At 39.7% G+C, this 12,975-nt stretch carries 13 protein-coding genes and 1 other annotated feature; of the genes, 11 read left to right on the top strand and 2 right to left on the bottom strand.

Features of this window, described 5'->3' with window-relative positions; genetic code table 11:
* Positions 1-39 precede the first annotated feature (39 nt).
* Both MHH41_RS18400 and MHH41_RS18395 read left to right on the top strand, forming a co-directional pair.
* A complete protein-coding gene (locus MHH41_RS18400) occupies positions 40-1,230 on the top strand; it encodes a S1C family serine protease (protein WP_420726659.1) in 1,191 nt (396 codons plus the stop codon).
* Between the two features lie 68 nt (positions 1,231-1,298).
* Positions 1,299-1,766 (top strand): GNAT family N-acetyltransferase, encoded by a 468-nt coding sequence (locus MHH41_RS18395; RefSeq protein ID WP_137054110.1) that lies wholly within the window; start codon positions 1,299-1,301, stop codon positions 1,764-1,766.
* Positions 1,767-1,802: 36 nt separating this feature from the next.
* Here MHH41_RS18395 and MHH41_RS18390 read toward each other — a convergent pair whose 3' ends face one another.
* Both MHH41_RS18390 and MHH41_RS18385 read right to left on the bottom strand, forming a co-directional pair.
* Positions 1,803-2,684, bottom strand: a complete 882-nt coding sequence (locus MHH41_RS18390; protein ID WP_340866647.1) for an ABC transporter ATP-binding protein — start codon at positions 2,682-2,684, stop codon at positions 1,803-1,805.
* Entirely contained in the window at positions 2,685-3,371 is a 687-nt protein-coding gene (locus tag MHH41_RS18385) for an ABC transporter permease subunit (protein WP_003215033.1), read from the bottom strand.
* A gap of 192 nt (positions 3,372-3,563) precedes the next feature.
* Positions 3,564-3,834 (top strand) — a binding site (T-box leader).
* Positions 3,835-3,943: 109 nt separating this feature from the next.
* Here MHH41_RS18385 and MHH41_RS18380 point away from each other — a divergent pair.
* The 9 genes from MHH41_RS18380 (at position 3,944) to MHH41_RS18340 (ending at position 12,970) form a co-directional block, all read left to right on the top strand.
* Positions 3,944-4,804, top strand: a complete 861-nt coding sequence (locus MHH41_RS18380; protein ID WP_012011872.1) for an SAM hydrolase/SAM-dependent halogenase family protein — start codon at positions 3,944-3,946, stop codon at positions 4,802-4,804.
* Positions 4,805-4,818: 14 nt separating this feature from the next.
* Positions 4,819-5,376 carry an ECF-type riboflavin transporter substrate-binding protein gene (locus MHH41_RS18375; RefSeq protein WP_041508071.1) on the top strand — a complete coding sequence of 186 codons (558 nt, stop codon included), beginning with the start codon at positions 4,819-4,821 and terminating at the stop codon, positions 5,374-5,376.
* Positions 5,377-5,395: 19 nt separating this feature from the next.
* Positions 5,396-7,111 carry an ABC transporter ATP-binding protein gene (locus MHH41_RS18370; protein WP_340866646.1) on the top strand — a complete coding sequence of 572 codons (1,716 nt, stop codon included), beginning with the start codon at positions 5,396-5,398 and terminating at the stop codon, positions 7,109-7,111.
* Positions 7,102-7,932, top strand: a complete 831-nt coding sequence (locus tag MHH41_RS18365; protein ID WP_340866645.1) for an energy-coupling factor transporter transmembrane component T family protein — start codon at positions 7,102-7,104, stop codon at positions 7,930-7,932. Before MHH41_RS18370 ends, MHH41_RS18365 begins: the two co-directional genes overlap by 10 nt.
* A gap of 161 nt (positions 7,933-8,093) precedes the next feature.
* Positions 8,094-8,264, top strand: a complete 171-nt coding sequence (locus tag MHH41_RS18360; protein WP_340866644.1) for a CxxH/CxxC protein — start codon at positions 8,094-8,096, stop codon at positions 8,262-8,264.
* 80 nt (positions 8,265-8,344) lie between these two features.
* A complete protein-coding gene (rlmH, locus tag MHH41_RS18355) occupies positions 8,345-8,824 on the top strand; it encodes a 23S rRNA (pseudouridine(1915)-N(3))-methyltransferase RlmH (RefSeq protein WP_340866643.1) in 480 nt (159 codons plus the stop codon).
* A gap of 69 nt (positions 8,825-8,893) precedes the next feature.
* The gene (locus MHH41_RS18350; protein WP_340866642.1) at positions 8,894-10,867 is read left to right on the top strand and encodes a DUF262 domain-containing protein; all 1,974 of its coding nucleotides are present in this window, start codon (positions 8,894-8,896) and stop codon (positions 10,865-10,867) included.
* Positions 10,868-10,974: 107 nt separating this feature from the next.
* Entirely contained in the window at positions 10,975-11,727 is a 753-nt protein-coding gene (locus tag MHH41_RS18345) for a hypothetical protein (protein ID WP_113387524.1), read from the top strand.
* Positions 11,728-12,121: 394 nt separating this feature from the next.
* Complete coding sequence (locus MHH41_RS18340) at positions 12,122-12,970, top strand: MBL fold metallo-hydrolase (RefSeq protein ID WP_340866641.1); 849 nt, start codon at positions 12,122-12,124, stop codon at positions 12,968-12,970.
* Positions 12,971-12,975: the final 5 nt, after the last annotated feature.

Genomic DNA, 12,975 nt, shown 5'->3' with positions numbered 1-12,975 from the left:
ACACTATATACATCATCTATTCACTGAAAGGAAGGAAACATAGTGGATTATCGCGATGTAGAGTGGAAGCCGAGACGAAGCAGAAAAGGATATTTCCTATCTGGTCTGATCGGTGTATTGGTAGGAGCTTTTTTAATGGGATTCTTTTTCCCCTATGTAACAGGACAGAGCGGCAGTCCCTTTGGGTGGCAGCAGAACGGAGATGGGCAAGCAGCACAGGGCCCTTTAAAGACCGTCAATGTGAACGTCAATGATGCCGTCACAAAAGTCGTATCTCATATGTCGGATACGGTTGTAGGCGTCATTAATATCCAAAAGTCGAGCTTTTGGGAAGAAGGCGGAGAGGCAGGCAGCGGGTCAGGTGTGATTTATAAGAAAAAGGGTGACACCTTTTATATCGTGACCAATCACCACGTCATCAAAGGTGCCAACCAGCTTGAAGTGAGTCTTCAGGATGGGACAAGAATTGGCGCCAATCTTGTCGGAAGCGATCAGCTCATGGATTTAGCAGTTCTCACCGTCAAAAGTGATAAGATCAAGAAAACCGCCGCCTTTGGCAATTCAGATCATGTGAAACCCGGTGAGCCAGTGATCGCCATTGGAAATCCATTAGGGCTTGAATTCGCAGGCTCTGTCACACAAGGTGTCATTTCTGGAACGGAACGTGCGATTCCTGTGGACTCGAATGGAGACGGTCAGGCGGATTGGAATGCGGAGGTACTGCAAACAGATGCCGCCATCAATCCAGGTAACAGCGGTGGAGCCTTGATCAATATGGACGGAAAAGTGATCGGCATCAACTCAATGAAGATTGCAGAATCAGAGGTTGAAGGCATCGGGCTTTCTATCCCGGCGAATCTCGTCATCCCTGTCATAGAAGATTTAGAACGTTACGGAGAAGTGAAGCGTCCGTATCTAGGTGTTGGCATGAAATCTTTAGCAGATATTGCGAGCTATCACTGGGAGGAAACGTTGAAGCTGCCATCTAACGTCACATCAGGAGTTGTCGTGATGAGTGTCGAGTCTTTGTCTCCAGCAGGAAAAGCGGGGCTCAAAGAGCTGGATGTTGTCACCTCCTTTGATGGCAAGAGTGTACAGAATATCGTAGACCTTCGTAAGTATTTATATCAAAAGAAAGTCGGCGACAAAGTAAAGGTGCAGTTTTACCGAAGTGGAAAGAAAAAATCAGTAGAAATCAAACTTTCTCAAACCGACCGATTCGGCGGATAACCAGTTCCTTGATGGGACTGGTTTTTTTTGCATGCTCATCATATGATGGAGGAAAGGGGGCGGTATGATTGGTTACACTACAACCAATGACACAAGCGGATTACGATGCATTGATGGAGAAGTCCATTCAGCGGTACGCAGAAGAAAAGGTACTCGCAGGGACATGGGAAAAGGAAGAATCACTTGCGAACGCAGAAGAACAATTTGGTCGGCTCCTTCCTGAAGGTCTACAGACAGAGCATCATGAGCTATGGAATCTCTTGAATGGGGAAGAAGCGATTGGCTGGGTTTGGCTTTGTTATGACCCCAATCACCCGCAGCATGAAGGTTTTATTTACAACTTTATTTTATTCGAAGCTTATCGAGGAAAAGGCTTTGCAAAACAGGCCATTGCTGCATTAGAGGAGCAGGCAAAGTCATTAGGCGTGCAAAAACTCTCGCTTCATGTCTTTGCTCATAATCAAATTGCCCGTTCGCTGTATGAGAAGACGGGATTTGAAGAAACCGGAATCTATATGAGTAAACCTTTATCATAAAGAAGAAGCACCGTGCGGATCGCATGCGGTGCTTTTTTATGAGGAACTCATGGCATCTTGAGCCGTAACTCTGTATAAATCAACTTTGCATTTCACGAAAGCGCGGATGATCGATGGGACTTGGGCTTCTGAACGAATCAACAATGAGGTCTCGTCATCACTGATCACAAGATCTGTTCCAACAGTTTGTAAGTACTGCGTGAGAACAGGCTTCACCTCATCATCAATCCACGCATGCTTGAAGGTTGCACGTATGTTTGAGGATGTGATGGTTTTCTCTTGAGGATGTGTATGGGGGGACACTAATTTTCCTTCAGAAATAAAAGCAGTTTTTGTACAAATACTATTTGTGAACCTTGGGTGGTCAGCCGTTAATAAGACGGTTTTCCCTTCATATTTTAACGTGTCAATGACCTGCTGGATGTGCAAGATCGAATCTGCGTCAATATCAGCAAAAGGCTCGTCGAGTAAAATAAATTCGGGGCGATGGGCGATAGCCTGCGCCATGCCGAGCCGTTTCTTCATACCAGGTGTGAACGAACCGACCTTTTCCTGCTGATAGTGATCTAAGCCGACAAATTCGAGCAGTTCTTCATAATCACTCGTTTTCTGGCGCGTCCCGGTGATTTTTGATAAGTAGGCAATATGTTCAAGTGCCGTAAGCCCTTCATATAAATCCGTATATTCAGGCAGTACACCGATATGCTGCCTCACCTTTTTTAATGAAGGCATATCCATCATCGTAAACGTCCCAGAGGTTTGCCGGGAAATTCCCGTAATGATATTGAAAAACGTCGTCTTACCAGAACCCTTCGGTCCAATGAGCCCGAAAATATCACCTTGATTGACATCAAGGGTAATGTGATCTATTGCGACTTTTGTCCTGTATTTTTTTGTGAGTTCTTTTGTATGTAGCATTTAGACATCCCTCCTTTGAAATAGGAGTGCTGTTCCAATGAGTAAGATAACGGTCAATGCTGTATTCAAGAGTATATAGGTCAGCGGCTCACTCAAGCGCACATAATAATAAGGCGTCATATATTGGAACCAATGAATCAATCGTTCTGAAGAAAGAACAGATATCATACTGACGATTGGGAAAAGAAAGGAAAACAACATCCCAACAAACATAGATTTCTGCGGGGTTGGAAAGAGCATGGACAAAAATAAAGCACATGAGATACCGACACTGATAAAGGTTAAGATTTTTAACGCATCAGAAAACAGAAAACGATGTGAAATCACCATATTCAGTACGTATGTCGTCATAATACAGCTAAGCCAAAACAGCATCAGTCCAAGATATTTCCCGATAATAATGTTCAAACGAGTGGTTTTACTGACGAGAAAACGAATGGTTTTCAAATGAATTTCTCGGCTTAAAATATCGTGAGACAATAAGAAAATAAGGAAGAAACCAAATAACGACATCACCAGTTCATTCCCAATGGAATAAGGATCCTTTGCCTCCCATTTGTCCTGATGAGCAGCAATAAACGGTAGAGTTGAAACAAAAGTAGATAAAATGAAAATAATAACAATTGTTAAAATGGATTTTGTGCTTTTGAAGAGCTGCTTAAACTCATTCATACAGATGGTCCACACACGCTGTACCTCCCTTCATCTTTATTATACCGCTAGAAAGGAAAGACACCATATCTTGCTCTTTAACATTTGTTTAAATTTTATAAAAAGAAGACTCTTTCAACACCAGTTGACTCACTTTTGAAAATGTTCAGAAAAATATCTTGATTTATCAAAAAACATCATGTATGATAGCTTTAATTCAAGATAGTTAAACAGGCAATGACGAGAGAAAGTACAATCATCAATTTTTCCACAGAGAGCTTCGGCAGCTGAAAAGAAGCAAAAATAATGATTTGAAAAATGGTCTCTGAGCCTCGTGCTGAACATATCTATGATATTAGTAGGACACGACGAGAGTTGGTACTCGTTATCAAAACCACAGTATATGAGCCAGATTGGAGCTTTGTACTTGTAGAGGCTGTTTAGCGCGAGCAAACAGTAAATAAAGGTGGTACCACGAGACAAATACCTCGTCCTTATGATTCAAGATAAGGATGGGGTATTTTTTATTGTCCACTTTTTTCATACAAATGTTCAAATGTTCCACGTGAAACACCACATCCATTTTTTCAAATGAAAGGGAGATTGACATGAGTGAACATGCATTGGTTTTACAATCAGATTTCGGTATTGATGATGGAGCAGTCAGCGCTATGTACGGAGTGGCAAATACGGTCAGCAGCAGCATCCGGCTTTTTGATCTAACACACAATATTCCGCAGTATGACATTTGGGAGGCATCTTACCGCCTGCTCCAAACCGTCACATACTGGCCAGAAGAGACAGTTTTCGTTTCCGTTGTTGATCCAGGCGTAGGATCAGAAAGAAAGAGTCTTGTCGTCAAAACCACAAGCTCGCACTACATCATTACCCCAGATAACGGGACACTCACGCACGTCGCGCAGGATATTGGCATAGTGGAAGCCCGTTATTTAGATGAAACCATTAACCGGCTGCCGAAGTCGGGAAAATCACATACCTTCCATGGGAGAGATATTTACGCGTATACAGGGGCGAGAATCGCTTCAGGTGTGATTTCTTTTGAAGAGGTTGGGCCAAAAGCGAATATTGATGATATTATTCACCTTCCAGTCGTACAGGCTTATGCGAAAGAAGAGGTCATCACAGGAACGATTGATATTTTAGATGTGAGGTTCGGAAACCTTTGGACAAACATTCATCATACGCTATTTGAGCAGCTTTCAATCAATTATGGGGATGCAATAGAAGTTACCATTGCCAACGGGCCAAAAAATGTGTATAAAAATATCATGACCTATGGACGATCTTTTGCCGATTTAAAGGTAGGCGAACCACTCGTATATGTCAATTCACTCGATCATTTAGGCGTGGCGATCAATCAAGGGTCATTTGCAAAGGCTTATAACATCGGAACAGGCACAGGCTGGCGCCTTTCGATTCGCAAAGCTCCGCGCATTATATACGAATAAGAGGAGGATACATCATGGCAGGTAAACAACTTTCAACGAAAACTGTCGTTGCCATCGGAATTGGCGCAGCCGTCTTTGTGATTTTAGGACGCTTCGTCTCCATTCCAACTGGGATTCCGAATACACAAATTGAAACCTCGTACGCATTTCTTGCATTAATGGCCGTGCTATTTGGTCCTGTTGCAGGCGCACTGATTGGATTTATTGGTCATCTTATTAAAGATGCCACCACATTTGGCCCTTGGTGGAGCTGGATTATCGTTTCAGGTGTTGTTGGGTTATTGATTGGCTTGATTTCGAACCGTTTAAAAGTAGAAGAGGGCGACTTTGGCTGGAAAAAAATCACGCTCTTCAATGCCGTACAAGCAGGCGCACAGGCATTGGGCTGGTTTGTCATTGCCCCGGTACTCGACATTGTGATCTATGCAGAACCTGCGAACAAAGTATTTGTTCAAGGCATCGTGGCGGGAATCTCAAACATCATCACAGTCGGTGTACTAGGAACCATCATCATTGCGGCTTATGCGAAAACGAGAAGCAAAAGCGGCAGTCTATCGAAAGAAACATCATGAAGCAAGGTGGAACACATAAATGAAGAAACCGATGATTCAATTCGAACATTTCGGATTCCAATATCGCAGTCAGGCAGAACCGACATTGAAAGATATCAACCTGACCATCTATGAAGGCGAAAAAGTCCTCATCGCAGGCCCGTCTGGATCGGGAAAAAGCACACTAGCCCATTGCATCAATGGGCTAGTTCCTGCGTCTTATAAAGGTTCTATGGAAGGAAGTCTTCACATCGGCGGGAAAAATGCAGAAAAAGAAAACATTTTCTCTCTTTCACAGCTCGTCGGAACGGTGCTGCAGGACCCTGATGGACAATTTATCGGGCTGACCGTTGGAGAAGACATCGCATTTACACTTGAAAATGATCAAGTCACACGCGAAGAAATGAAAGCACGTGTCGAAGAAGCGGCAAAATTAACAGAGGTAGACGGCAAGCTGGCATCATCTGTACATGAGCTGTCAGGCGGTCAAAAACAACGTGTCGCCATCGCAGGCGTACTTGTCAACGATGTCGACATTTTGCTGTTTGACGAACCACTTGCAAGCCTTGACCCCGCAACAGGTAAAGAAGTGATCGATCTCATTGATCGACTACAAAAACAAACGAAAAAAACCGTCGTGATGGTCGAGCACCGATTAGAGGACGTCCTCTTCCGCCATGTGGACCGCATCATCGTCGTCAATGACGGCACGATAGCAGCGGATATGACACCAGATGAATTGCTTGCCTCAAATGTATTAGAAGCGGCGTATTTACGTGAGCCTTTATATGTAAAAGCCATGAAATATGCAGGTATTTCAGTTACACCCGGAGATCAGATTGCAAATTTACAGCAACTTACCTTAAATGATGAGGAAAAAATGAAAATCGAGCAGTGGATGGAAGCGTCTGAGCCCTCAATCGACCAGAATGCAGCGCAGGATCTACTAGAAGTGCGTGAGTTGAGCTTTGACTATCCGACAAGACCCAACACGCTGAGCAACATCTCTTTTACCGTCAAAAAAGGAGAAATGATCAGCATCGCAGGAGCCAATGGCGCAGGCAAGACGACATTATCTAAGGTGCTCTGTGCATTTGAAAAGCCAACGAAAGGGTCAATTCTTTTAAATGGCGATGACATCACAGGAGATACGATCAAACAGCGCTCCGAACGAATCGGCGTCGTCATGCAAAACCCAAATCAAATGATTTCAAAACAAATGATTTTTGATGAAGTCGCATTTGGTCTCGTTTTAAGAGGCGTAAAGGAAGAAGACATCAAGGAACGGGTGGAGCGAGTCTTAAAAGTATGCGGTTTATACCCATTTCGGAACTGGCCGATTTCTGCTCTCAGCTTTGGACAGAAAAAGCGCGTCACGATCGCATCAATTCTTGTATTAGAACCAGAAATCATTATTTTAGATGAGCCAACCGCCGGACAGGATTTTAGACATTACACAGAGATGATGACGTTTTTAGAGCAATTAAATCAGCAGGGCGTCACGATTTTGATGATCACCCATGATATGCATTTGATGCTTGAATATACGACAAGAACTATTGTCATTTCTGATGGAGAAAAGATCGCAGATGATACACCTGCTAAAGTGCTGACAGATCAGCTGCTTGTCCAAAAGGCGAGCTTAAAGGAAACGTCGCTGTATGAACTGGCACTGAAAGCAGATTGGCCAAATCCAAATGAGCTCGTGGATCGCTTCATTGAGGTGGACAGAAAGGAGCGAATGACATGGCTGTAGACATGCTGTCTTATATCGACCGCCCGTCGCCGATTCATCGGCTGACAGGGGCAACCAAACTCATTTGCTTTATCCTCTGGTCATCCGCAGCGATGCTCACGTATGATACAGGTGTATTAGTGTTTATGCTAGTTGCCAGTATCGTGTTCTTTCAGCTATCAAACGTGCGATTTCGTGATATCTCCTTTGTGGTGATTGTCCTGGCGATTTTCCTTGTCATCAACAACATCGCCATTTATATCTTTGCGCCGCAGCAAGGTGTCGCCATCTACGGAGCAAAGCACGAGCTATTTCACATTGCAGGCTGGTACAACGTCACACTTGAACAGCTTTTCTATCAGTTGAACATTACACTGAAATACGTGACCGTAATGCCAGCAGCGCTTTTGTTTATCGTGACAACAAATCCAAGTGAATTCGCCTCATCGCTCAGCCGAATCGGGGTTAGCTACCGAATTTCTTATGCTGTAGCGATTGCTCTGCGCTATATTCCAGATATTCAGCGTGATTTTCGAACGATTGCAATTTCTCAGCAAGCAAGAGGCATTGATTTATCGAAGAATGAAAAACTGGGGAAACGGATTAAAAATGCGCTGTCGATTGTGATGCCGCTGATTTTTTCTAGCCTAGAGCGGATAGAGACGATCAGCAATGCGATGGAGCTGCGCGGATTTGGAAAGCATAAAAAGCGCACATGGTTTATGGCGAAAGACTTTCAAAAAGCAGATTATGTGGCGTTAATATTTGTTGGTGCGGTACTGATTGTTTCGTTAGTGATTACATTTGTTAGAGGAACGAGATTTTATAATCCGTTTCTATAGAAGGAAGCCTTCACAGGAGTGGAGGCTTTTTTATTTGGTTTGTGGATAAAAGGTGTGGAAAATGGTAAAAGACTATTAACATGTGAATAAATCGGTTATATTGAACAATGAGTGAAACACTTGTGAATAACGAGACAACATATTGGAGGAATTAGAAACTTATGAACAAATCACTTTATGCTTGCGCAAAACACATTGAAACCGTACTAGACATGTACATAGATGATCACGAAACGCCGCCAGAATTCAGAAAAATCGAACATACACACAGTTTATCCACAACCTGTGAATTGTGCGATGAACCTGCAATATATATAGTGGGGAACGAATGATCGGACACAAAATACACAAATTTTATCCACAATTGTTGATAACTTATATGAATAACTTGTTCTTAAGGTGGGGATGACCTGTGAATATATCAATTATCACAGTAGGAAAATTAAAAGAGAAATATTTAAAGCAAGGCATAGCCGAATACACAAAACGATTACAGGCTTACGCAAAAATCGAGATCATTGAGCTCGCAGACGAAAAAGCACCCGAACACCTCAGCGAGCAAGACATGAAAATCATCAAAGACAAAGAAGGCGAACGCATCCTAAACAAAATCAACCCAGACGCCCACGTCATCGCCCTCGCCATCGAAGGAAAAATGAAAAGTTCCGAAGAATTAGCCGATACAATAGATAAGCTGGCAACATACGGAAAAAGCAAGGTATGTTTCGTCATAGGCGGATCCCTTGGATTAAGCGACGCTGTGATCCAGCGCGCGAATGAGAAGCTGTCGTTTTCGAAAATGACGTTCCCGCATCAGTTGATGAGGCTGGTGTTGGTGGAGCAGATTTATCGGGCGTTTCGGATTGTGCGGGGGGAGCCTTATCATAAGTGATATTTAAGATAAAATAGCCATCTTAGAGGCCATTCGATTATAAGAACGGAATTATAGGGAGTGAATAGGATGAAAGCTAGCGAGACATATCTTCAAGAGATACTAGAGGGGACAAAACAGTATCTAATTCCAATGTTTCAGCGTACTTATAGCTGGACTGAAAAACAGTGGAGACAATTATGGGAAGATATTAATGATTTAATTGAAGATAATCAGAGTTTGTCTCATTTTATAGGATCAATCGTCTCAATTCCAAACAATACAAATACTCATGGAGTACAACAATTCTTAGTTATTGACGGACAACAAAGGCTTACTACCTTACTGACTTTACTTGTGGCAACAAGAGATATTGCAGAAAAATTAGGAGAACAAAATTTAGCAGATGAAATTCATCATATGCTGTTGGTTAATAGCTTTAAATCAGGAGAAGAAAAATATAAGTTCCTGCCAACTCAAGTAGATAAAGAGAACATGAAAAAGTTAATAAATAAAGAACCTTCATTAGATAATGAAGATTCGCTAATTTTTAAGTCCTATGAGTTTTTTTTTGAAAAAATTCAAGAAGAATCTATGAGTCTATCAACTCTTAAATCTACCATAACTGTTAACCTTTCTATTGTAAGTATTGTTTTATCCACTGATGACAATCCATATCTAGTTTTTGAAAGCTTAAATGCAAAGGGACAACCCCTTACTCAATCTGATTTAATTAGGAATTATTTATTTATGAGGATCCCTGCTGAAGATCAAGAAGATGATTATTTACGTTACTGGTTACCAATGCAGGAAGAGTTAGGTACATATTTAACTGAATTTATTAGGCATTTTTTGATAGGAGAAAATATTAATGTAAAGAAAAATGATGTGTACTTTAAATTTAAAACAAAGGTCGATAGAAAAGATGCAAAAGATTTTTTGAAAATTTTAGCGAGTTATGCTGCGTACTATGCTAAGTTATTAAACCCGGCTTTAGAGGATAATAAGGATATCCGAAAATTATTGAAAAGAATTAATGAATTTGAGGCAAAAACAGCATATCCATTTTTCTTATATGTTTATGGAGATTACAAAAAAGGAAAATACAACAAAAAACAATTCTGTAGAATGCTAGAAATTGTAGAAAACTATTTAGTCAGACGCTTTGTTTGTAATATTGATTCAAAATCATTAAGTAAAATTTTTGCGTCAGCCTATAATCAAATATGTACATATGATGCAGAAGACTCAATATCTGAGTTAATTAGCTATCTACAAAAACGAGGTTATCCAAAAAATCCAGAAATAATAAACTCATTACATCAAAATCAATTGTACGGGCAGGGCGATCGAAGGAAGAAAGGTAGCTTTATTTTAAAATTAATAGAGAATTCTTATAGACATAAAGAACAAGCGGACCTATCGAAGACTACTATTGAACACATAATGCCACAGACACTTACTGAAAAGTGGGAAGAGGATTTAGGAGAGAATGCTGAATATATCCATTCCACTTACTTACACACTTTAGGAAATTTGACACTTTCCGCCTATAATTCTGAGTTATCTAATGAATCTTTCTTAATTAAAAGAAAATATTATAAACAAAGTAATATTTATTTAAATAAATATATTTCGAGTTTTGAAATTTGGAATCAAGAAAATATCAATAAACGATCAGAGGAATTAATAGAAAAATTTGTTGAAATATGGCCGTACTTTGGAAAGATTGAAAATGAAGTTACGAAAATCACAGGAAGTTCACCACGTTTATTAACTATTCTTAAAAAATCGTATAATGTAAGTACATGGAGGGATGTTATGGAGAAAACTATAATATCAATCTATGAAGATAATATGGAAAAATACCAGCAAGTTTTGAGTGAAAATCCAGGTTTTGTATCAATTGATGGCAGGAATATGAGAGAGCCGAAACAAATTGTAAATCAGCATTATATTGAAACTAATTTAAATTCAAAATCAATTTATAATTTCTGTATAAAGTTATTTGAAAATCAAGGTTATAATAAAGAAGATTGGCAGATAGAGCTGATATTCAAGTAAGTTCTCATATTGTTTTATAATAAGGGTTTAATGGAAGGACTGCACTTTTAAATTGGAGTTTCTCTTGTTTATTTAGAAGGTATTAATTGTAATTGGGAGGATATATTATGTTGGAACAAGGGGTTTTAAGTGAGAGATTTTTACAAAAAATACAAGATAGATTAGAAATAAAAGGTTTTAAAAGAGAAGATTTTACTTTTAAATCAATTACTCAAGATAATGGTAATGTATTATTCAAAATCATATATAAATATGAAGAAAACTATTGGTTTAAAACCGAAATTAATAACGGGAATAAGTTTTATATAGAATTTTCTCCAGGGGAAATTCTAAGTGTTGAAAGTAAAGATAGTCTATATACAGAATTATATTTAAAAGCTTTAAGAGAATGGGTAGGTTTAATTAAATCTGAAATGATAAGTAATCCTATGGGACGTAAAATAAATTTTTTACAAGAAGAAATTAAAAAATTTCAAGATGCTATTGAAAGCCATAAAGACTTTGAAGAAAGATATTTTACAAAAGAAGAGGGAGAAGAGTTAAAAAGATTGTTATATGAATTGAAAGAGGGATATGAAAAAAATATAGAAGAGGAAATCGAGAAGGAATTTGCTGATCAACAACAATTAAATAGTGATCTTAGAGACCTTCGATCTGAAATTGATTCTCTAACTGAACAAGTAGATTATTTAAAGAATAAAAAATGGTATCTGTTATTCGCTTCTAGGGCAGTTCATTGGACAATGAAAAATCCAAAAATTGTAAAAGGTTTAGGGGTATGGGGAGCAAAAAAGTTTCTGCCTGAAGATGTACAATCTATTTTGCCATCTATCCTTGAAGAAAATGAGCAGGATAATTAACTTAAATGTATTATTTATTTCACTAATAATTATTACTTCAAATTAATCATAAAAAGGGGTAAACATAAAAAATAGCAAACTTACAAAGATCGTATTCTTCAAAGGCGAGTCTATTAGGCACATACCTTTGTTCAATTGGGACATTTCATCTGTATGTCACTAGATTGAAGGGAATAAAACTCTCTTTTTTTAGGTTGAAAGTTTTTTGCTACGTGTATGTTTGCATGATAAACGCAAGGCATAAAAGGTAGGAAATATATTTCATAATTAAAAGTTTGCTACTATTCAAGCTCGCTGGGAGACCCAACTGTTTCTAATATAAAGACTGCTTTTTTATTTGTTCCATATCAAAAAAATTTCAAGGTTTGAAATCACTATAGAAAGCAGGCACACCATGCACACAATCAAAAAAATAGGCCAAACCTTCACCTACATCACACCAGTATCACTCACCGACCGCCCCATCCTAGGCATGGTCGTAGGCAATAACAAAACATTAATGATCGATGCTGGAAACTCAGAAGATCATGCGAACTATTTCATCCCAAAGACCTTAAAACAAGAGAACGCCAAGCCCGATCTCGTTGTCCTCACTCACTGGCATTGGGATCATATTTTTGGACTGCCTGCGCTGCCTGATACGGTTTCAATTGCTTCTGCAAAAACCAGAAAGGAAATGGAGAAGCTTCTTCCGTTTTCTTGGTCAGATGAGGCGATTGATGAGCGGGTGAGGGAAGGAACGGAGATTGAGTTTTGCGCGAAGGCGATAAAAGAAGAATATAAGAATCATCGAGAAATTCAGGTGGTTTTACCGGAAGTCACGTTTGACCGTCGGATGGAAATTGATCTTGGCGGGGTCACGTGTATCGTGCAACATGTTGGGGGCGATCATGCCGCAGATTCAGTGATCGTGTATGTGAAAGAAGAGAAAATCCTGTTTCTTGGTGATTGCATTTATCCGAAAATGTATGCCGAAAAAGTACATTATACGGTGAAAGAAATTTTGCGTCTTTTAGATGAGTTAGATGCATTTGATGCCGATACGTATATTCCTTCACACCAAAGACCGTGGTCAAAAGAAGAGTTTCGTCAGGAAACAGACAAGCTTCGGATGATAGCGAAATACACTGATCTTTATGGTGGAGATCGGCAGAGAATCGTGAGTGAATATCAAGCACATGTGAACAGAGAACTGAAAGAAGATGAGTTAGAGACGATCGCTTATTTTGTAAATGGTTATTAAATAAA

It is taken from the genome of Bacillus sp. FSL K6-1145 (assembly GCF_038003425.1).
Taxonomy (GTDB): Bacteria; Bacillota; Bacilli; order Bacillales; family Bacillaceae; genus Bacillus; species Bacillus pumilus.
Note: the sequence above shows the minus strand (reverse complement) of the source record. Positions and strands in the feature narration are given on the sequence as shown.